We start from the raw sequence: 20,543 nt of genomic DNA on the forward strand, positions 1-20,543 counted from the left end.
GGCCCGGCGTTCAGTTGACGGTGACGAAGCGCAGCGGATTCGAGTTGTCCGGCTGCTGCACCAGCTGCACGTTGCGCTTCGCCCCCCAGGACAGCTGCTGGTTGTGCAGCGGCAGCACCGCCACATCATCGACCACCAGCTTCCAGGCATCGTGCATCAACGCGGCGCGCTTGGGCGGATCGAGCTCGACGGCGATCTGCTGAGTCAGCTCGTCCACCTTGGGATTGCTGTAGCGGCCCAGGTTGAACTGCCCTTGGCCGCCCGGCTGGGGCGTGTTGAACAGCGCCCACAGCGCGTTGTGGCCGTCATTGCCGGCCGGCTGCCAGCCCAGCATATAGGCGGTGACCTCGCGCTTCAGCGCCTTGGGGAAGTACAGCGTCTTGGTCTCGGCCGTCAGGGTGGTCTTGATGCCTATCTTGGCCCACATCGCCGCCACCGCCTGGCAGATCTCAGCGTCGTTGACATAGCGGTCGTTGGGGCATTGCAGGCCCAGCTCGAAGCCTTCCGGGTAGCCGGCCTGGGTCAGCAGCTGGCGGCCGGCCTCGGGGCTGAAGGGCAGGCGCTTGTCCAGCCCGCCCTCATAGCCGCGAATGCCCGGAGCCAGCAACATGCCGGATGGTTGAGCCGCGCCGCGCATGATCTTGGCGCGTATGGTCTCGATGTCTATCGCCTGGTACAGCGCCTGGCGCACGCGCTTGTCCTTCAGCGGATTCTTGCCCTTGACGCTGCTGTGCAGCAGCTCGTCGCGGAACTGGTCCAGGCCGATGTAAACGGTGCGCAGCTCGCTGGCCTGCAGCACGCGCAGGGCCGGATTGGCCTTCAGACGCTCGGCGTCCTGCAGGGGCACCGGCTCCATCATGTCCACCTCGCCGGAGACCAGGGCCGACATGCGGGTGGCGTCATTGCCTATTGGCGTGAACACCACCTCGGTCAGGTTGTGCTCGGGCTTGCCCCACCAGGCCGGGTTGACGACGAGAACCGTCTTCACGCCGGGCTGTCGCGACTTGACGCTGAACGGCCCGGTGCCGTTCGCGTTCAGGGTGGCGAAGTTCTCCTTGCCCTTGCGCACATCGGTGGGCTGGGCGGCGCCGTTCTTCTCGCTCCAGCTCTTGCTCATGATCAGCCAGCCGGTCAGCAGGTCGGGCAGGATGGGGAATGGGGTGTTGGTGACGACGTCGATGGTGTGGCTGTCGACCTTGCGTATCTCCTTGATCTGGGCCACATAGAGCTTGGTGTCGCTGGACTCCGAGCGGGTGCGCTCCAGGCTGAAGATCACGTCGTCGGCCGTGAACGGGGAACCATCGTGGAATTTGACCCCCTTGCGCAACTCGAAGCGCCAGGTTGTCGGGTTGACGCTGCGCCAGGCGGTGGCCAGGGCCGGCTCCAGCTCGAACTTGCGGTTGCGCGTGGTCAGGGGCTCATAGACATTGCCCAGAAAGCTGAGCTGGAAGGACTCCTGCAGCGAATGCGGGTCCATCGAGGTGGCATCGCCCTGGTTGGCCATGCGGAAGGTGGCGGCCTGGGTCAGCCCACTGGCCGCGAAAGCGAGCGCCATCGCGCTCAGTCGGAACAAGCGATTGATCATTGTTGTATCTCCCTGAAGAGGTTCAGACCGGCATCGCATCCAGCGCCAGGCCGGCCAGCAGGCTGGCGCCTAGCGGCAGGATCTGGTCATTGAAGTCGTAGTGCGGGTTGTGCAGCATGCGGCCGGCCTCGGCCCCACCCTGGCCGACGCGCAGATAGGCGCCGGGCCTGCGCAGCAGCATGAAGGAGAAGTCCTCCGAGCCGGTGGAGGGCATGGGCTTGGTGATGACGCGCTCGGCCCCGACCAGCCGCATCGCCACCTGAGCCGCAAAGGCCGCCTCGCGCTCGGTGCTGACGGTGGGCGGGAACAGGCGCTCGTAGTCCATGCTGACGCTGGCGCCATGGGCCTGGGCCACCGACGTGGCCACCTCCAGCAGGCGGCGCTCCATCAGGTCCTGCACTGACGACGAGAAGGTGCGCACCGTGCCACCGATCTCGACGAAATCGGGGATCACATTGCGCGCATTGAAGTCGCCGCCGCGTATCGAGCAAACGCTCAGCACCGCCGTCTCCAGCGGCGGCACGCTGCGCGCGACGATGCTTTGCAGCGCCGTCACCACGTGCGCAGCGGCGACCACCGGGTCGGCCGCCAGGTGTGGATGGGCGCCATGGCCACCGCGGCCGCTGATGCGCATCGTGAACATATCGGCCGATGACATGCAGGCGCCCGGCGCCACCGAGATCGTGCCCACCGGCAGGGTCGGCGCATTGTGCAGTGCATAGATCTGCTGGGCCGGGAAACGCTCGAACAGGCCGTCGTCCAGCATCGCCTGCGCGCCGCCACGCCCCTCCTCGGCCGGTTGGAAGATCAGATAGACGGTGCCGTTGAAGGCCCCGCGGTGGCGCGACAGATAGCGCGCCGCCCCCATCAACATCGCGGTGTGGCCATCGTGGCCGCAGGCATGCATGACGCCGGGGTTGCGCGACACATGGTCGAAGCTGTTGATCTCGGTCAGCGCCAGCGCGTCCATGTCGGCGCGCAGGCCCACCGACCTGCCGCTGTCGGTGCGCTCGCCGTGGATCACGCCGACGATGCCGGTCTTGCCGATGTTGCGGTGGTGGTCTATGCCCAGCAGCGCCAGCTCGGCACTGATGCGGTCCGAGGTGCGGCTCTCCTCGAAGCCCAGCTCGGGCCAGCTGTGGATCTCGCGCCTCAGCGCGCTGAGCACACCCTGCTCGCCATGCATGAAGCGATAGACCGGATGTCCCTGTTCGGGGGCTTGAAGAACCGCGCTGCTGTCCATGGTGGTCGCCCTGGTAATTAGTTTTCAATCCTGAAAACTGATGCTAGCAGCGGCGCTTTTTTATTGGATTAAGGGAAGACCCGCGGAGCGGGTCTTCCTATGCGGTCTGCGCACAGCTCAACCGTGCCGCCCAGCACTCACCACAGAAAATTAATTTTCATCCAACGCTGTGGAGCATTGCCCGGCTGCGGCCCTCGGCCTTGGCGCGGTAGAGGGCCTTGTCGGCCTGCTCGATCAGGTGCGAGGGCGTGTGCTCGGCATTGGGCAGCAGGCTGACCACGCCGATGCTCAGGCTGACCACCGCCAGATCGGGCGCGGCGGCATGCGGTATCTGCGCCGCCAGCACCTCCTGCACACAGGCCTCGGCCACGCGCATCGCGGCGGCAGCATCCAAGGCCGGCAGCAACAGCGCAAATTCCTCTCCGCCATAGCGCGCGGCCAGGTCGCCGGAGCGGCGTGCAAAACGCCCCAACACCTTGGCCACCTGCTGCAGACAGGCGTCGCCGGCCACATGGCCGTAGTGGTCGTTGTAGCGTTTGAAGTGATCCACATCGGCCACCAGCAGGGCCAAGGGCGTGCGCTGGCGGGCGCCGCGCATCCACTCGGCCTGCAGCTGTGCCTCGAACTTGCGGCGGTTTGCCAGGCCGGTCAGCGCATCGGTGCTGGACAGATGCTCCAGCCTGTCATTGGCATCGCGCAGCGCCTGCTGCTGGGCCACCTGTTGAGAGATGTCGCGCATCATCGCCACGAACTGGCGCTGCTCGCCCGCGCGGGCCTCGGTCACGCCCAGATTGACGGTCAGGATATGGCCGTCACGGTGGCGCAGCTTGACGTCGCGCGACTGGCCCAGCATCGCCGGCAGGCGGTCGGCCATGAATTCGGCCAGCTCCAGCTCGTTGCGCACGCCGCCGGGGGCGTCGGTGAACATCAGCACGCTCTGGCCGATGATGGCCGGCACCGGGAAGCCGAACAGGCGCTCCGTGCTGGCATTGGCCGAGAGGATGCGGCCCCGCTCGTCGAACACCACCACGGCCACCACGGCGCTCTCGAAGATGGACTGGATGCGCGCCTCGCTCTCGGCCAGCCGGGCGTTGACGGCCACCAGCTCCTGTTCACGCCGCATCAGGTCGGTGACAAAGGTGTGAAAGGAGGTCAGCGCCCCCTCGGCCGTGCGCCGCTCGTTGATGCGCACCCAGCGGCTGCCCGGCAGCTTGACGACGAAGGGCGTGCCGTCGGCGCGGCGGTGGCGCTCCAGGCGCTCGGCGATCCAGGCGTCGGCCCTGCCCTCGGCCTCGGGGAACTGCGCGCGGCCGACGCCGAAACGCAGCGTCTGCTCGAAGCTGACGCCGGTCAGCAGCTGCATCGCCATCTCCGGATAGAGCTCGCGGTAGCGCTGATTGCAGACCACCAGCTTGTCATCGCGGTCGTAGTAGGCAAAGCCCTCGGGCAGCGCGTTGATCGCGTCCTCCAGCCGCTGATTGGCCTGCTGGGTTTCGGTAAGCAGATCGGAATGCACGCTGTCCCGCGCCACGGTAACCGCGCTGCGCTGGGCCAGCATCGCGCGCAGCCCCAATCCGAGGACGCTCAGCGCGCCCAGGCCGGCCAGCCCGAGCTGCACGACGATAGACAGAGTCTGTCCGGTCAGCGCCAAGACGCCCAGGGCCAGCAGCGCCAGCGCGGCGAGCAGCAGATCGGCGCCCAGCGACAACGTGCCGCCCGACCGGTGCGGACTGGCACGAGACTTGGGCTTGGCGACGGTTGTTCTACTCATGTTCAGCCATGGCCCCTTGCGTGGAAGCGTGCATTGCGTCGAGTCTGAGCGATGCGGCGGCGGGCCGCATACGCCGACGCGGCCCGCTACTTCACATTTGTAACTTTATCGCCACAACTTCGGGCGCGAGCCCGGACAAACACCCTCTTGGTATTCGCGCTCGCTTGCCTCAAGATCAGCCTTCGCCGCTGCACAAACCCAACCGATGCGCCCTGCCCGCCCGCCGCTGCCCACCACGATCTGGGCGCTTGGTTTTGTCAGCCTGCTGATGGATGTGTCATCCGAGCTGATACACAGCCTGCTGCCGGTGTTCATGGTGAGCGCCCTGGGCATCAGCGCGCTGACCCTTGGCCTGATCGAGGGCGCGGCCGAGGCCACCGCGCTGATCGTCAAGGTCTTCTCCGGTGCCTTGAGCGACTACTTCGGCCGACGCAAGCCCCTGGCCCTGCTCGGCTACGGTCTGGGCGCCCTGTCCAAACCGCTGTTCGCCCTGGCCGACAGCGCCGGCATGGTGCTGGGCGCCCGGCTGATCGACCGTGTGGGCAAAGGCCTGCGCGGCGCGCCTCGAGATGCGCTGGTGGCCGACCTGGCACCGCCCGGCATGCGAGGCGCTGCCTTCGGTCTGCGCCAGTCGCTGGACACCGTCGGCGCCTTTGTCGGCCCGCTGCTGGCAATGGCGCTGATGCTGCTGTGGGCCAACGACTTTCGCGCGGTGTTCTGGGTGGCGGTGATTCCGGGCCTGCTGTCCGTGGCCCTGCTGTTCTTTGGTGTGAAGGAGCCCGAGCGGCCGGCGCAGGCCAGGCGCATTAACCCGATCGGCCGGGCGCACCTGCGGCGGCTGCCGGCCGCGTTCTGGTGGGTGGTGGGCCTAGGTGGACTGTTCACGCTGGCGCGCTTCTCGGAAGCCTTCTTGGTACTGCGCGTTACCCAGGGCGGCCTGCCGTTGGCCTATACCCCGCTGGTGCTGGTGGGCATGAATGTGGTCTATGCGCTGGCCGCCTATCCCTGCGGCAGGCTGGCCGACCGCTGGCCCGTCAGCTATCTGCTGATACCCGGCGTCGCCCTGCTGCTGGTGGCCGATCTGGTGCTGGCCAGCAGCGTCGCCCCGATAAACCTGGCCCTGGGCCTGGCCCTGTGGGGCCTGCATATGGCGATGACCCAGGGTCTGCTGGCCGCCCTGGTGGCCAAGACCGCGCCCGAGGATCTGCGCGGCACGGCCTTTGGCATGTTCTATCTGTGCAGCGGCCTGGCCCTGTTGCTGGCCAGCGGCCTGGCCGGCTGGCTGTGGGACAGCCTTGGTGCGCCCAGTACCTTCCTGGCCGGCGCCGGCTTTTGCCTGTTGAGCCTGCTGGCCCTGGTGGCGCACCCTGGTCTGCGGCGCCTGGGCCGTCAGTCGACATAGGCCCGCTGCAGCACGGTCTCCAGCTCGGCCGGCCCCATCAAAGCCGTGCCATACACCCGCCCGGCGCCCAGATCGAAACGCGAGGCAATGAAGGCATCAGCCACTGCTGGCGGCGCATGCTGGCGCAGCAGCAGCGCCTGGGCCAGCAGCACCAGATCCTGGGCGAAACGCCGTCCGCGCACCTCCAGCTGATCGGGAGACAGGGCCAGGTCTTGCCGCAGGGCCTGCACGGCGGCGAGCAGGCGCAGCTCGCCATGGGCCTGATGCTGCCAGTCGTCAAACAGCGCCAGCAGGGCCTCGGGCTCGCGTGCCGCTGCGCGCAGCACATCCAGGCACATCACATTGCCCGAGCCCTCCCAGATCGAGTTGACCGGCGCCTCGCGGTACAGCCGGGCCAGCGTCCCTTCCTCGACATAGCCATTGCCGCCAAGGACCTCCATCGCCTCGCCGGTCAGCTCGACGGCGCGCTTGCAGACCCAGAACTTGGCGGCCGGGGTCAGGATGCGCTTCCAGGCGCGCTCAACAGCGCTGTCGTCACGCTCAAACGCCTGGGCCAGGCGCAGCATCAGCGCCGTGGCGGCCTCGCTCTCAAGCGCCAGATCGGCCAGCACCACCCGCATCAGCGGCTGCTCAAGCAGCGGCTTGCCGAACACCACGCGCAACCGCGCCCAGTGCAGCGCCTGCACCAGGGCCTGGCGCATGATGGCCGCGCTGCCGATCACGCAGTTCAGCCGCGTGTAGCCGGCCATCTCGATGATGGTCGGTATGCCGCGACCCTCCTCGCCCATCATCAGGCCCCAGGCATCGAGGAACTCGACCTCACTGCTGGAGTTGGACTTGTTGCCCAGCTTGTTCTTCAGGCGCTGGATATGCACCGGGTTCTTGGTTCCGTCGGGCCGCCAGCGCGGCACGTAGAAGCAGCTGTGGCCGGAGGCGCTGCGTGCCACCACCAGATGGGCGTCGCACATCGGCGCGCTGAAAAACCATTTGTGGCCGCGCAGCAGGTATTCGCCGCCACGCCCGCCCGTGCCAACCGGCGTGGCCGTGGTGGTGTTGGAGCGCACGTCCGAGCCGCCCTGCTTCTCGGTCATGCCCATGCCCAGCCAGATCGAGTGCTTTTGCGCCACGGGCAGATCGCGGGCGTCATAGCGGCTGGAGTGCAGCTTGTCGCGCAAGGTGGCATAGAGTGCCGGCTCCCTCTGCAGCACCGGGATGCTGGCCTGCGTCATCGTCGCCGGGCACATCGTGCCGGCCTCGATCTGGCCATGCAGGTACATGCCGGCAGCAAAGGCCGTCCAGCGGCCGGTGCGCGCGGCCTCCTCGAAGCTCAACGAGACCAGACCCTGGCCACGGTACAGCGCCAGCAGCTCATGCCAGGCCGGGTGGAAGTCCACCTGGTCGATGCGACGACCGCGAGCGTCGAAGGTCTTCAGCTCGGGTGTGTAGCGATTCGCCTGCTCGGCCAGCTGATACGTCTCGGCCTTGCCCAGCACACGGCCGTAGGACGAGAGCGCATCGGCATGCCAGTCGGCGCCGGCGCGCTGTACGCCTTCGACAAGAGCTCGGTCGGTGTCGAACAGCGCGTAGTCGCGCAACTCGTCCACCTGGTTGCTCAAGGTATGTGTCTGCCAGTTCATCGCGGTCTCCTGTCATCTTGTTTGCATCCAGTTTAGGCCGGTGGCGCTACAGTGGCTCGCATGCAAACCATACAAATCCATGCGCCTATGGCCTGCACCGTGCTGGTGGCGGCGGTACAGGGCGGCGAGGCGGTGCACGCGGGTCAATTGCTGCTGGTGCTTGAGGCGATGAAGATGGAGCACGAGATCCATGCGCAACAGGACGGCTTGATCAACGAGGTGCTCGCCGCCGCTGGCGAACTGGTGCAGGAAGGCGATCTGCTGCTGAGCTTGTCGCCGCAGGCCACGGCGTCGGCGCCGATTGCAAGCCCGGCGGCAGCGACGGCGGCCGTCCGCAACGACCTGCAAGCGCTTCGCGACCGCCTGGCGCTCACTGAGGATGCCAACCGCCCGCAGGCCATTGCCAAGCGCCACGCCCTGGGCCTGCGCAGCGCACGCGAGAACATTGCCGATCTGTGCGATGCCGGCAGCTTCAGCGAATACGGCGCGCTGGCCGTCGCCGCCCAGGCCAGCCGCCGCGGCGCCGACGACCTGCGGCGCAACACCCCGGCCGACGGCCTGGTCTGCGGCACGGCCGCGATCAACGGCCAGGCCTGCGCGGTGCTGGCCTATGACGCCACCGTGCTGGCCGGCACGCAGGGCATGCGCAACCACCAGAAGACCGACCGCCTGCTGGGCGTGGCCCTGCAGCAGCGGCTGCCCCTGGTGCTGTTCGCCGAGGGCGGCGGCGGCCGGCCCGGCGACACCGACATGCCCATCGTCGCCGGCCTGCATGTGACGACCTTTGCCAGCCATGCGCGGCTCAGCGGCCAGGTGCCCATGGTCGGCATTGCCGCCGGCCGCTGCTTTGCCGGCAATGCGGCACTGCTGGGCTGCTGCGACGTGATCATCGCTACCGAGGCCAGCAATATCGGCATGGGCGGGCCGGCGATGGTCGAGGGTGGTGGGCTGGGCGTGTTTGCGCCGGAACAGATCGGCCCCAGCGACGTGCAGGCGCGCAATGGCGTGATTGACGTCTTGGTCAGGGACGAGGCCGAGGCTGTGGCCGTGGCCAAGCAGTATCTGGGCTTTTTCCAGGGATCGGTGCCCGACTGGACCTGCGGCCCGCCCGAGGCGCTGCGCCAGGCCCTGCCCGAGAGCCGCACGCGCAGCTACGACATGCGCGCACTGATGCACCAACTGGCCGACACCGGTTCGGTGATGGAGCTGCGCCCCGGCTTCGGCCCCTCGGTGCTGACCGCGCTGGCCCGTTTCGAGGGGCGGCCGGTGGGCCTGCTGGCCAGCAACCCGGCCCATCTGGGCGGGGCGATCGACGCCGATGCGGCCGACAAGACGGCCCGTTTCATGCGCCTATGCAACACCCACGGCCTGCCGCTGGTGTCGCTGATCGACACGCCGGGCTTCATGGTCGGCCCCGAGACCGAGGCCACCGCCCAGGTGCGCCATGTCAGCCGCATCTTCGTGGCCGCCGCGCATCTGCGGGTGCCGCTGCTAGCCCTGATCATACGCAAGGGCTATGGCCTGGGCGCGATGGCGCTGGCCGGCGGCGGCTTCCACGCGCCGCTGGCCACGGCCGCCTGGCCCAGCGCCGAATTCGGGGCGATGGGGTTGGAGGGCGCCGTGCGACTGGGCTATCGCAAGGAGCTGGAGGCGCAAGCAGAGGGACCGGCGCGCGAGGCGCTGTTCCAGTCGCTGCTGCAGCAACAGGTCGACAACGGCAGCGCGCTGAACATGGCGACGACCCTGGAGATCGACGCGGTGATAGATCCGGCCGACTCGCGCCGCTGGCTCAGCCAGGGCCTGGCCGCCGGCAAGATTGGCCCACTGCTGCCCGGCGGCCTTGACGCTTGGTGAGTGCCTGCTTCAGGCCGGCACCTTGCTGGCCTTGACATGGCCCGTCACGCAGCGGGCCAGCGCCAGCTTGTTGGCCTTCTGCAGCGCCATCAAAAGCCGGTGATCGACGCCGCGGCCGCCCAGCTCGGCACCGAACTGCAGTTGCACGTCTTCCTGCACCCGCAGCAGCAGATGCGCGGTGACCTCGGCATCGGCCAGCGCCCGGTGGGCACGGCCGGCGGAGGGCAAGGCATGGAAGCGGGCAAGGCTGCCCAGCTTGTGGTTCGGCGCCTGCGGATACAGACGCCGCGCCAGCAGCAGGGTGCAGGCGAACTGGTGGGCCGGGTCGGGCTCGCAATCGGCGCGGGCGATCTCCGCCTGCCAGAAGCCGCGGTCAAAGGCGGCGTTGTGGGCCACCAGCGGGCAGCCGCGGGTGAAGCGGGCCACATCGCGCATCACCGATTCGGCGCCGGGCGCGGTGCGCAGCATGGAGTTCGTGATGCCGGTCAGCTGCTCGATGAAGGGCGGCACCCAGGCGCCGCTGTTCATCAGGCTCTGGAAGCGATCGACAATACGGCCGTCCTGCACCAGCACGGCGGCAATCTCGGTGGCGCGGGCGCCCTGGCCCGGCGACATGCCGGTGGTTTCAAAGTCGATCACGGCAACGGTCTGCATGGAGGGCTTGTCGCTTCTTTCTGTTCGGCAGCGCGGGATAATAGGGCCTTGACCGGATTCAGCGCGGCTTTTGACGCTTTGCCGTATAAACCCGGAATCTCTGAAACAGCTTGCAGGCAGGTAATCCCCATGAATGAAGTTCAGCAACGCATCGACGCCCTGGTCAAGGGCAACCACGTCGTGCTTTTCATGAAGGGCACGGCCCAGTTCCCGATGTGCGGCTTCTCCGGCCGCGCGATCCAGATCCTGAAGGCCTGTGGTGTCAACGAACTCAAGACCGTCAATGTGCTGGAAGACGAAGGCATACGCCAGGGCATCAAGGAATACGCCAACTGGCCGACCATCCCCCAGCTCTATGTGGCCGGCGAATTCGTCGGTGGCTCGGACATCATGATGGAGATGTACGAGGCCGGTGAGTTGCAGCAAGTGATCAGCGCCGCCTGAGTTCGGTGATGACTCCGCGCCTGGTGCTGGGCATCACCGGTGCCACCGGCGCGGTGTACGGCTTGAGGATCTTGCAGCGCGCCCGCGCCCTGGGCGTGCAGACGCATCTGATTGTCACACCCGCCGGCGTGCTCAATGTGCACCACGAGCTGGGCCTGAGCCGCAGCGAGCTGGAAGCCGAGGCCGATCAGGCCTATGCGCCGGCCGACGTCGGTGCCTGCATTGCCAGCGGCAGCTTCGCCACCGCGGCAATGATCGTCGCCCCCTGCTCGATGAAGACGCTGGCCTCGGTCGCGCATGGCTTTGGCGACAATTTGTTGACACGCGCCGCCGATGTGACGCTCAAGGAGCGCCGCCGCCTGATACTGATGGTGCGCGAGACGCCGTTCAATCTTGCCCATCTGCGCAATATGACGGCCGTGACCGAGATGGGCGGCATCGTCTTCCCGCCGCTGCCGGCCTTCTACCACCACCCGAAGTCGATAGACGAGATGGTGAGCGACACGGTGGAGCGGGTGCTGGAGCTGGCCGGCATCACAGCCGCCCAGCCGCAGTCCTGGGCCGGGCTCAGGAACTCAACGTCCTGACGATGGCTCGCCTGGCAATTGCCAGAGCTTTCGGTTGGCGAATACCGCGTTCGGATACTCCGGCCGACCGCGGCTGCCGTTGTAGCGGCCCAGTGTCAGGAACAGATCGCCCTTCTCGACATCAAGGTAGTGGCGCAGGATCACGCAGCCGAAGCGCAGATTCGTCTGCATATGGAACAGCCGGGCCGGATCGCCGTCGCCGATCAGCCGCGCCCAGAATGGCATCACCTGCATATAGCCGCGCGCGCCGGCCGAGCTGATCGCATATTTGCGAAAACCGCTCTCGACCTGGACCAGGCCCAGCACCAGGGCCGGCTCCAGACCTGCGCGCTTGGATTCGTACCAGACGGTCTCAAGGAACTCGATGCGGGTGACGTGCTCGCTCTTGCGCCTTTTCAGGCGCTCGCTCATTTCGCCCAACCAGCGCAGATAGGCCATGCGCTGGTCGATATCGTCGAAGCTGGGCTTGGGCGGCGCACTATTGGCCACCGCGGCCGACAAGGCCGAGCGCACCGAATTGGCCAGCGGCTCCTCGACCTGGCTGCCGGCGCGGGCCGGCCCCGGCAGCGAGGCCAGCGGCCACGCCAGCGCCGCGCCCATCAGGCTGCGCCTGTCCATCACCGCCATCCGACTCAAGCCGCGAGTTGGGCCCGCAGATGCGCGGCCACCTCGGCCAGGGCCATCTTGCTGGCCTCGGTGTCGCGGCGGCCCTGGTACTCGACATGGCCTTCCTTCAGACCTCGGTCGCCCAACACCACGCGGTGCGGCACACCGACCAGCTCCCAGTCGGCCAGCATCGCCCCGGGGCGCTCGCCACGATCGTCCAGCAGCACGTCGACGCCGGCGGCCATCAGCTCGGCATAGAGGCTGTCGGCGGCGGCCTTGACGTCGGCGCTGCGGTCATAGCCTATCGGGCAGATCACCACAGTGAACGGGGCGATGCCGTTGGGCCAGATGATGCCGCGCTCGTCGTGGTTCTGCTCGATGGCGGCGCCCAGGATGCGGGTCACGCCGATGCCATAGCAGCCCATCACCATAGGCTGGGGCTTGCCGTTCTCATCGAGGAAGGTGGCCTTCATCGGCTCGCTGTACTTGGTGCCGAGCAGGAACACATGGCCGACCTCGATGCCGCGCTGGATGGCCAGCACGCCCTTGCCGTCGGGCGAAGGGTCACCGGCGACGATGTTGCGGATGTCGGCGACAGCGTCAGGCTCGGGCAGATCGCGGCCCCAGTTGACGCCGGTGAGGTGGAAGTCGGCCTCGTTGGCACCGCAAACGAAGTCGCTCATATTGGCGACGGTTCGGTCGGCAATCACCTTGACCGGCTTCTTCAGCCCGATCGGGCCAAGGTAACCCGGCTTGGTGCCGAAGTGGTCTTCGATCTCGCCGACGGTGGCAAAGCGGAAGCCGTTCTTCAGGCCCTCGACCTTGCTGGTCTTGACCTCGTTCAGGTCGTGATCGCCGCGCAGCAGCAGCAGCCAGACCACGCTCTTGACGATCTCGCCCTTGTCGTTCAGCTCATCGGTGGCCAGCACCAGCGACTTGACGGTCTGCGCCAGCGGCAGGCTCAGCAGTTCGGCCACATCGGCGCAGGTGCTCTTGCCCGGCGTCGGCGTCTTGGTCATCGCCTGCGTGGCGGCAGCGCGCTGGGCGATCAGGCCCACGGCCTCGGCCTTCTCGATATTGGCGGCAAAGTCGCTGGTCGGGCAGTAGACGATGGCGTCCTCGCCGGTCTCGGCAATGACCTGGAATTCCTGCGACACATCGCCGCCGATGGCGCCCGAGTCGGCCGCCACGGCGCGGTACTGCAGGCCCATGCGGTCGAAGATGCGGCAGTAGGCGTCGTACATCGCCTGGTAGCTGCGCGTGCCGGACTCGACATCACGGTCGAAGGAGTAGGCGTCCTTCATCGTGAACTCGCGGCCGCGCATCAGGCCGAAACGGGGCCGGCGCTCGTCGCGGAACTTGGTCTGGATGTGATAGAAATTCTTCGGCAGCTGCTTGTAACTGCGCAACTCCTGGCGGGCGATATCGGTGATCACCTCCTCCGAGGTCGGCTGGATCACGAAGTCGCGGCCATGGCGGTCTTTCACGCGCATCAGCTCCGGGCCCATCGCCTCGAAGCGGCCCGTCTCCTGCCACAGCTCGGCCGGCTGCACCACTGGCATCAGCAGCTCGACGGCCCCGGCGCGGTTCATCTCCTCGCGGATGATGGCCTCGACCTTGCGAATCACCCGCAGGCCCATGGGCATGTAGTTGTAGATGCCGGCGCCCAGGCGCTTGATCATGCCGGCTCGCATCATCAGCTTGTGGCTGGCGACTTCGGCGTCGGTGGGCGCTTCTTTGAGCGTGGAAATGAAGAACTGAGAGGCTTTCATAGGGTCTGTGGCTGTCCGGGCGAGTGGTGGCCGGATGAGGGAAAGCGATGAGGGCCCCAAGATGGGTACCCAATGCAATAATCAATCCAACTAAAGATTCGAGGTTGATTATGCTCGACCGTGAGGGGTTTCGACCCAACGTCGGCATCATCCTGCTCAACCACAGGAACCTGGTGTTCTGGGGCAAACGCATCCGGACCCATTCCTGGCAGTTCCCGCAAGGGGGCATCAAGCACGGCGAGACGCCCGAGCAGGCGATGTACCGTGAGCTCCACGAAGAGGTGGGACTCAAGATTGAACATGTCCGTATCCTGGCGCGCACCCGCGACTGGCTGCGCTATGAGGTGCCCGAGCACTTCATACGCCGCGACGCGCGCGGCCACTATCGAGGACAGAAGCAGATCTGGTTCCTGCTGCAGCTGACCGGGCGCGACAGCGACCTGAACCTGCGCGCCACCAACCATCCGGAGTTCGACGCCTGGCGTTGGAACGACTACTGGGTGCCGCTGGAGTCGGTGATCGAGTTCAAGCGCGGCGTCTATGAGATGGCGCTGACCGAGCTGGCCCGCTACCTGCCGCGCAACAACTATCACAACCGCTATCTGCGCTCGGGCATGCGCCCGCACCGCGATGACGGCCATCCGGATGATGGCCAGCACAGCGGGCATGGCGAGCTGGAGCAGGAGCAGCCGCAGCCGCCTCCGACCGAGCCCATTTGAGGACGGGTGCTTGCTAGGCAAGCACCATATTGTCTCGGTGGATCAGCTCGGGCTCGGCGGTATAGCCCAGCAGGCGCTCGAACTCGCTCGAGGCCTTGCGGGCGATCAGCCGCGCTTCGTAGCTGGAGTAGTTTGTCAGGCCGCGGGCCAGCTCCTGGCCGGCCTCGTCACGCACGGCGATCACATCGCCGCGGTGAAACTCGCCCTGCACATCGATCACGCCGACCGACAACAGACTCTTGCCTTCAAGCTTGACCTTGGCGACCGCGCCGGCATCGACGCGCACCGCACCGCGCATTTGCAGATGATCGGCCATCCATTGCTTGCGGGCGGCCATTTTTTGCGTCGAGGCGGTCAGCGCCGTGCCCAAGGCCTCGCCAGCGGCCAGACGCAGAAGCACATCGGGTTCACGGCCCCAGACGATGACCGTGCTGGCGCCGCTGCCGGCCGCACGCTTGGCGGCCAGTATCTTGGTGATCATGCCGCCGCGACCCAGGCTTGAGCCGGCACCGCCGGCCATCTGTTCCAGTTCCGGTGTGCCGGCCACCGCCTCGTGAATGAAGCGGGCGTTCGGGTCCTTGCGCGGATCGGCCGAGTAGAGGCCGCGCTGGTCGGTGAGTATCACCAGTGCATCGGCTTCGACCAGATTGGCAACCAGGGCGCCCAGCGTGTCGTTGTCACCGAACTTGATCTCGTCGTTGACGACGGTGTCGTTCTCGTTGATGACCGGAATCACCTTGTGCGCCAGCAGCGTCAGCAGGGTCGAGCGAGCGTTCAGATAGCGCTCGCGGTCGGCCAGGTCGGCGTGCGTCAGCAGCACCTGGGCGCTGCCCATGCCCTGTTCGCGCAGCTTGGTCTCGTACATCTGCACCAGGCCCATTTGACCCACGGCGGCGGCGGCCTGCAGCTCGTGCACTTCCTTGGGCCGGGTGGTCCAGCCCAGGCGCTTCATGCCCTCGGCAATGGCGCCGCTGGACACCATGATGACCTCGCGGCCCTGGGCCGCCAGACCGGCCAGCTGATGGCACCAGTTGCCGATCGCCTCGGCGTCAACGCCCCTGCCTTCGTTGGTGACAAGGCTGGAGCCGACCTTGACGACGATACGGCGGGCGTCCTTCAGCACCGACACGCTCATTGGTGCACCCTTCGGCCTGCGGCCTGTCCCGCCGGGCGGGAGCGAGCTTGCTTGGGGCGGCCCGGCGCGGCGCTCATGCCTCACCGCCTGGCGTGGACTCCTCGGCTGGCTGGAAGCGAGGGTCAACTTCTTCGACAATGCGCTGGGCCTTGTCCACATGCTGGTAGATGGCCTGGATCAGGCCGGCGCACCCTTCCCGGGTCAGCGCCGAGATCTCGAACACCGGGCCCTTCCATTTGTAGCGCTTGACGAAGTCCTTCACGCGGGCAGCGCGCTCGTCAGCCGGCACCATGTCCAGCTTGTTCAGCACCAGCCAGCGCGGCTTGTCGTACAGGCCTTGGTCGTACTTCTTCAACTCGTTGACGATGGCCTTGGCCTCCTGCACCGGATCGACCGAGGGGTCGAACGGAGCCAGATCGACCACATGCAGCAGCAGACGCGTGCGCTGCAAATGGCGCAGGAATTGATGGCCCAGGCCGGCACCCTCGGCCGCACCCTCGATCAGACCGGGGATGTCGGCGATGACGAAGCTCTGCTCCGGGCCCACGCGCACCACGCCCAGATTCGGATGCAGCGTCGTGAACGGGTAATCGGCGATCTTCGGTCGGGCGTTCGACACTGCCGTGATCAGTGTGGACTTGCCGGCATTGGGCTGACCCAGCAGCCCGACGTCGGCCAGCACGCGCAGTTCGAGCTTGACCTTTTTCTGCTCGCCGGGCCAGCCGGGCGTCTTCTGACGCGGGGCCCGGTTGGTACTGGTCTTGAAGTGCAGGTTGCCGAAGCCGCCGTCGCCGCCCTTGACGATCAACACCGGCTCGCCATGCACCAGCAGCTCGGTGAGGATCTGATCGGTCTCGACGTCACGGATGATGGTGCCCACCGGCATGCGCAGGATGATGTCCTCGGCGGCGGCGCCGAACTGATCGGAGCCGCGGCCCTGCTCGCCATTGCGCGCCTCGTGCCGCCGCGCATAGCGGTAATCGATCAGGGTATTGATATTGCGGTCGGCCACCGCATACACGCTGCCGCCCCGCCCGCCGTCGCCACCATTGGGGCCGCCGAACGGAATGAATTTTTCGCGACGAAAGCTCGCGCAACCCGCCCCGCCGTTACCGGCTACGACATCGATGGTGGCTTCGTCTACGAACTTCATGGTGTGTGCCTCAAGCGCTGTGGCAATGTTAATGCAGTGTGAGCCGTCGCCGGGCCGTCCCAAGACGGCGACACCCCCAAGGGGGCGGACGACGCAGGAGGCCAGGGGGCCTACTGAAATGCAAAAGCCCCGGGCAAGCCGGGGCTCTTTGGCAAACCGCGCCACCGCAAGCGGTGGCTATTCGGTTAGGCCGTCGTCACGAAGACGGTTTGGCGGTTCTTCGGGCCCTTGATGGCGAAGGAAACCTTGCCGTCAACCAACGCGAACAGCGTGTGGTCCTTGCCAATACCGACGTTGGTGCCGGGATGGAATTTGGTGCCGCGCTGACGCACGATGATGCCGCCGGCCGAGATCACCTGGCCTCCGTACACCTTCACGCCCAGCATCTTCGGTTGGGAGTCGCGGCCGTTCCGTGTGGAACCGCCGCCCTTTTTCTGTGCCATGGATTAGCTCCTTGTCTAGTTGCCGAACGATGTTCAGGCTGCGAGCACTGCGCTGATTTCCAGCTCAGTGAACGTCTGCCTGTGACCTTGGCTCTTCTTGTAATGCTTACGACGACGCATTTTGAAGATTCGCACCTTGTCGTGCTTGCCCTGTGCCACCACCGTGGCCTTGACGCTTGCGCCGGCTACCAAGGGAGTCCCAACCTGCAGGTCCGCGCCGCTACCAATAGCGAGCACCTGGTCGATCACGATCTCTTGGCCAACATCCGCAGCAATCTGTTCTACTTTGATCTTTTCGCCAGCAGCAACTTTGTATTGCTTGCCGCCGGTTTTTATGACCGCGTACATATCAGCCCCTTCAATTAAAACCACCTGGCTACTTCCACTGCCACAACCACCCTGCCTTGCGGCTTGACGATTCTGACGGGACCAGGCATGTTCCACGCCCTCATGGCGCAGAGCCGAAGATTCTAGCACGGATTGCCGGCTTGCGCATACCAGATCCTCCGGGCACTGTGCCGGGATGCCTCAGCCCGGGCTGGCTTGCCGGGAGCGGGCCTCAGGTGTTTCTATAATCGTCTCTTTCTTTCACGAGAGCTGAAAGTGCACGTCGCGTCTGCCTCGCCCGCTACTTCCCTGTCCGAGGTCATTGCCGCACTGGCTGCGCAAATGCACGAAGTCGATGCCGTGATCGCGCGTCGCCTGACCTCGGACGTCGCCCTGATCAACCAGATTTCCGGCTACATCGTCCATGCCGGCGGCAAGCGCATGCGGCCGAAGCTGGTGCTGCTGTTTGCCAATGCGCTGGGCTTTGAAGGCCCTGAGCGCTTCGAGCTGGCCGCGGTGGTCGAATTCATCCACACCGCCACCCTGCTGCACGATGACGTCGTCGACGAGTCCTCGCTGCGCCGCGGCAAGGACACCGCCAACGCCCTGTTCGGCAATGCCGCCAGCGTGCTGGTCGGCGACTTCCTCTACTCGCGCGCCTTCCAGATGATGGTGTCGGTGAACCGCATGCGCGTGCTGGAAGTGCTGGCCGAGGCGACCAATGTGATCGCCGAGGGCGAGGTCCTGCAGCTGATGAATATGCACGACCCCGACGTCGCGGTCGATCGCTATCTGACCGTGATCCGCTACAAGACCGCCAAGCTGTTTGAGGCCAGTGCCCGCCTGGGCGCCGTGCTGGCCGATGCGCCACCGGAACTCGAAGAGGCCTGCGCCGGCTACGGCCGCGCGCTGGGCACGGCCTTCCAGCTGGTGGACGATCTGCTCGACTACGAAGGCGACACCCATGCACTGGGCAAGAACGTCGGCGACGATCTGCGCGAGGGCAAGCCGACGCTGCCGCTGCTGATCGCGATGGAGCGCGGCACGCCCGAACAGCGGGCGCTGATACGCCATGCCATCGAGCATGGAGAGCTGGAACGCCTCGCCGACATCGTCGCCATCGTGCGTGCAACTGGCGCGTTAGAGGCCACGCGCGACGCGGCTCGCGCCGAGGCCGACAAGGCAAAAGAATGTCTTGCTTCGCTGCCAGATTCAAAATGGCGCGAAGCTCTGCTAGAATTCTGCGTTCGGTCGATTGATCGCTCGTTCTGAGCGGTCAATTCAAGAAGCGGTACTGAGATCACCTCAGGCCGTTTCACAGATCGGGGTGTGGCCTAGTCCGGTAAGGCGCTTCGTTCGGGACGAAGAGATCGGAGGTTCGAATCCTCTCACCCCGACCAAATTTCCCCTTCTCTATCAGTCCCCGCTGATCGCAGGCGTCGCTATCGTGCAGCGGCCGCCTGCGCAGCCGTTTCCACCTGTCTGAAACGGGCCCGAAAGCTGGCGAGCTGTGCCTCGCTGACCCCCAGCGTGACGGCGCTGAAGGCGCGGGCATCCGGCGTGTGCATCAGCAAAGCCTGGGTCTCATTGACCATCAACTCCTCGTTGCCGGGGTCGTAGTCGTTGCGGGCCAGATAGTCACGGAACAGGCGGCGTTCTGCATCGCTGAGCGCCTCTTTCCAGAAGGTCCAGCATGCCTTCTGATAGTCGGCGCGGGTGAAGAACTGGCCATGACTCAGCTCGTGCAACAAGACCGACTCGCGGCGCACGGGATCTATGGTCTCGTCCTGCTTGGTGGCAGGATTGTCGGCCTGCACCGCGCTGAAACCGATCACCGCCTGGCGGCTGAAGGCACTGTAGGCACCGCCCTCTTCGCGCATCACACCCTCCTGAAGCAACAGCGAGCGCAGACGCAACTCCTGCTCGTTGAGAGCCACCCTCTGGCTGGCGGCCAAGGTGAAGAAGCGGGCAATATTGATGCCGGTGTAGTCATGACCCTGGTAAAAGGTCTCGACATTGTCACCCGCGCCGGCCACCAGGGCTTGCAGTTCGGCGTCGCTTAACACGCGGTCGCGCGAGCCGCGCGTCTTCTCGAGCAGGGCCGCCGCCCGGTTGAAGGCCTGGCCCTGGGCCAGCAGGCTGGGGAACTCGATCACCATCACCGCGGTGTTGCCGGCCAGCCGGGCAATGCGCCAATCGGCCGATTTGGGCGCGGCGAGCAACTGCTCCAGCGTGGCCTCCGGAATCGCCGGGGGCAACTCGGCTGCGGCAGCCGCGGGTGGTGTTGCGGGCGCTTCGACGTCTGCCGCCGGCGCTGCTGACCGCGCCAGCCATGCCGCCAAGGCCAGCACCAGCACCAGCGCGGCGCCCCAGAACAGCAATGCTCGCCGGTGGTGGTGCCATAGCAGCTGGGTCGCCGAGGCGGTCAATACCGGCGGGCGGGTGCGCCCCCTTACCGCGGCGGCGCGCTTCTTCGCTGCCTTCAATGGTCCGTCCTCCCCTGGTGTGCCGCCGGCGCCGATAGGATAGGAGGAGGCATCGAATCAGCCAGCGATGGGCTCAGTTCTTCACGGTGACAATGGTCACGCGCCGGTTCTCGGGCGCATCCAGCTGGGCCTTGTTCATCAGCTCGCTGGCACCCTTGCCGACGGCGGTGAGCCGCTCAGGCAGCACCCCATGGCTGGCCACCAGATAGTTGGCAACCGACTCGGCGCGCAGCTGCGACAGCTTCAGATTGCGATCGGCGTCGCCGCGCGCATCGGCATGGCCCTCGACCTTGAATGCGAAGCCGGCAAGCTTGTCGGACTGCAATGCGCGCGCCAGCATGTCCAGCAGGCCCTTGGTTTCATCGGTCAGGTCGGCCGAGTTCGTCGGGAAGGTGATCAGAAGGCTGGCCTTACCGGCGTTCGGATTGGCCGGCTTGGTCGCAGCGCCGCCTGCTGCGGCAGGACGGAAGCCGCGGGTCTTGGCGCCGCTGGCCGCAAGTTCGGGTGGGTCGATGGCCAGGGCATCGATCAGGGCGTTCTCACTCACCTGCGAACCCTTGAGCACGTTCTGGGCCGAAGCACCGGAGTTCAGCGCCAAGCCCAGGCCCAGGCAGGCAACCAGCAGTAGCGTCTTCATGGTGGGTAACCTTTCTAGCAGTTTTTTCCAATACCGGAGTGTCGCAGCTTGGGGGCGAGAATCAACTGCGGACATCCATGCCGGATCG

General features: G+C 66.3%; 19 protein-coding genes and 1 tRNA gene. 7 read left to right on the plus strand and 13 right to left on the minus strand.

What is annotated here, in order from left to right; all coding sequences use genetic code 11:
* Window positions 1-10: 10 nt before the first annotated feature.
* The 3 genes from DES47_RS20960 to DES47_RS20970 form a co-directional block, all read right to left on the minus strand.
* The gene (locus tag DES47_RS20960; protein ID WP_133702680.1) at window positions 11-1,585 is read right to left on the minus strand and encodes an ABC transporter substrate-binding protein; all 1,575 of its coding nucleotides are present in this window, start codon (window positions 1,583-1,585) and stop codon (window positions 11-13) included.
* A 22-nt stretch (window positions 1,586-1,607) separates the two neighbouring features.
* Entirely contained in the window at window positions 1,608-2,828 is a 1,221-nt protein-coding gene (locus tag DES47_RS20965; RefSeq protein ID WP_243748403.1) for a M20 aminoacylase family protein, read from the minus strand.
* A 157-nt stretch (window positions 2,829-2,985) separates the two neighbouring features.
* Window positions 2,986-4,599 (minus strand): GGDEF domain-containing protein, encoded by a 1,614-nt coding sequence (locus DES47_RS20970; RefSeq protein ID WP_133702681.1) that lies wholly within the window; start codon window positions 4,597-4,599, stop codon window positions 2,986-2,988.
* A gap of 205 nt (window positions 4,600-4,804) precedes the next feature.
* On the opposite strand from DES47_RS20970, the gene DES47_RS20975 reads away from it, so the two are divergent.
* On the plus strand, window positions 4,805-6,001 hold the full coding sequence (locus DES47_RS20975) for an MFS transporter (RefSeq protein ID WP_133702682.1): 1,197 nt from the start codon (window positions 4,805-4,807) through the stop codon (window positions 5,999-6,001).
* On the opposite strand, the gene DES47_RS20980 is transcribed toward DES47_RS20975, so the two are convergent.
* Window positions 5,989-7,638 carry an isovaleryl-CoA dehydrogenase gene (locus DES47_RS20980; RefSeq protein ID WP_133702683.1) on the minus strand — a complete coding sequence of 550 codons (1,650 nt, stop codon included), beginning with the start codon at window positions 7,636-7,638 and terminating at the stop codon, window positions 5,989-5,991. The genes DES47_RS20975 and DES47_RS20980 overlap by 13 nt on opposite strands.
* 51 nt (window positions 7,639-7,689) lie before the next feature.
* On the opposite strand from DES47_RS20980, the gene DES47_RS20985 reads away from it, so the two are divergent.
* Window positions 7,690-9,492, plus strand: coding sequence for a carboxyl transferase domain-containing protein (locus tag DES47_RS20985; protein WP_425057469.1), 1,803 nt, complete (start codon window positions 7,690-7,692; stop codon window positions 9,490-9,492).
* A 9-nt stretch (window positions 9,493-9,501) separates the two neighbouring features.
* Here DES47_RS20985 and DES47_RS20990 read toward each other — a convergent pair whose 3' ends face one another.
* A complete protein-coding gene (locus DES47_RS20990) occupies window positions 9,502-10,146 on the minus strand; it encodes a 3'-5' exonuclease (protein WP_133702685.1) in 645 nt (214 codons plus the stop codon).
* Between the two features lie 129 nt (window positions 10,147-10,275).
* Here DES47_RS20990 and grxD point away from each other — a divergent pair, with 129 nt between their 5' ends.
* Window positions 10,276-10,590, plus strand: a complete 315-nt coding sequence (grxD, locus tag DES47_RS20995; protein ID WP_133702686.1) for a Grx4 family monothiol glutaredoxin — start codon at window positions 10,276-10,278, stop codon at window positions 10,588-10,590.
* An 8-nt stretch (window positions 10,591-10,598) separates the two neighbouring features.
* A complete protein-coding gene (locus DES47_RS21000; protein WP_133702687.1) occupies window positions 10,599-11,177 on the plus strand; it encodes a UbiX family flavin prenyltransferase in 579 nt (192 codons plus the stop codon).
* On the opposite strand, the gene DES47_RS21005 is transcribed toward DES47_RS21000, so the two are convergent.
* Together DES47_RS21005 and DES47_RS21010 are read right to left on the minus strand one after the other, a co-directional pair.
* On the minus strand, window positions 11,166-11,795 hold the full coding sequence (locus tag DES47_RS21005; RefSeq protein WP_243748404.1) for a lytic transglycosylase domain-containing protein: 630 nt from the start codon (window positions 11,793-11,795) through the stop codon (window positions 11,166-11,168). The two genes, DES47_RS21000 and DES47_RS21005, sit on opposite strands and share 12 nt — an antisense overlap.
* Window positions 11,796-11,809: 14 nt before the next feature.
* On the minus strand, window positions 11,810-13,555 hold the full coding sequence (locus DES47_RS21010) for a proline--tRNA ligase (RefSeq protein WP_133702689.1): 1,746 nt from the start codon (window positions 13,553-13,555) through the stop codon (window positions 11,810-11,812).
* Window positions 13,556-13,665: 110 nt separating this feature from the next.
* Here DES47_RS21010 and DES47_RS21015 point away from each other — a divergent pair, with 110 nt between their 5' ends.
* Window positions 13,666-14,274, plus strand: a complete 609-nt coding sequence (locus tag DES47_RS21015; protein WP_133702690.1) for an RNA pyrophosphohydrolase — start codon at window positions 13,666-13,668, stop codon at window positions 14,272-14,274.
* Window positions 14,275-14,287: 13 nt separating this feature from the next.
* On the opposite strand, the gene proB is transcribed toward DES47_RS21015, so the two are convergent.
* The 4 genes from proB to rplU form a co-directional block, all read right to left on the minus strand.
* Window positions 14,288-15,409 carry a glutamate 5-kinase gene (proB, locus tag DES47_RS21020; protein ID WP_133702691.1) on the minus strand — a complete coding sequence of 374 codons (1,122 nt, stop codon included), beginning with the start codon at window positions 15,407-15,409 and terminating at the stop codon, window positions 14,288-14,290.
* Between the two features lie 73 nt (window positions 15,410-15,482).
* Window positions 15,483-16,562 carry an Obg family GTPase CgtA gene (gene cgtA / locus DES47_RS21025; protein ID WP_133702692.1) on the minus strand — a complete coding sequence of 360 codons (1,080 nt, stop codon included), beginning with the start codon at window positions 16,560-16,562 and terminating at the stop codon, window positions 15,483-15,485.
* A gap of 185 nt (window positions 16,563-16,747) precedes the next feature.
* Window positions 16,748-17,005, minus strand: coding sequence for a 50S ribosomal protein L27 (gene rpmA / locus DES47_RS21030; RefSeq protein ID WP_133702693.1), 258 nt, complete (start codon window positions 17,003-17,005; stop codon window positions 16,748-16,750).
* 33 nt (window positions 17,006-17,038) lie between these two features.
* The gene (gene rplU, locus DES47_RS21035) at window positions 17,039-17,353 is read right to left on the minus strand and encodes a 50S ribosomal protein L21 (protein ID WP_133702738.1); all 315 of its coding nucleotides are present in this window, start codon (window positions 17,351-17,353) and stop codon (window positions 17,039-17,041) included.
* 249 nt (window positions 17,354-17,602) lie between these two features.
* On the opposite strand from rplU, the gene ispB reads away from it, so the two are divergent.
* Window positions 17,603-18,604: an octaprenyl diphosphate synthase gene (gene ispB, locus DES47_RS21040; protein WP_425057471.1), complete on the plus strand. Its 1,002-nt coding sequence runs from the start codon at window positions 17,603-17,605 to the stop codon at window positions 18,602-18,604.
* 51 nt (window positions 18,605-18,655) lie between these two features.
* A tRNA-Pro gene (locus DES47_RS21045) sits at window positions 18,656-18,732 on the plus strand.
* A 42-nt stretch (window positions 18,733-18,774) separates the two neighbouring features.
* Here the strand turns inward: DES47_RS21045 and DES47_RS21050 are convergent.
* Together DES47_RS21050 and DES47_RS29625 are read right to left on the minus strand one after the other, a co-directional pair.
* The gene (locus tag DES47_RS21050) at window positions 18,775-19,818 is read right to left on the minus strand and encodes a hypothetical protein (protein WP_133702694.1); all 1,044 of its coding nucleotides are present in this window, start codon (window positions 19,816-19,818) and stop codon (window positions 18,775-18,777) included.
* Between the two features lie 73 nt (window positions 19,819-19,891).
* Window positions 19,892-20,455, minus strand: coding sequence for an OmpA family protein (locus tag DES47_RS29625; protein ID WP_208115071.1), 564 nt, complete (start codon window positions 20,453-20,455; stop codon window positions 19,892-19,894).
* Between the last annotated feature and the right edge of the window lie 88 nt (window positions 20,456-20,543).

Source organism: Roseateles toxinivorans, from assembly GCF_004362525.1.
In the GTDB taxonomy this organism is placed as follows: domain Bacteria; phylum Pseudomonadota; class Gammaproteobacteria; order Burkholderiales; family Burkholderiaceae_C; genus Paucibacter; species Paucibacter toxinivorans.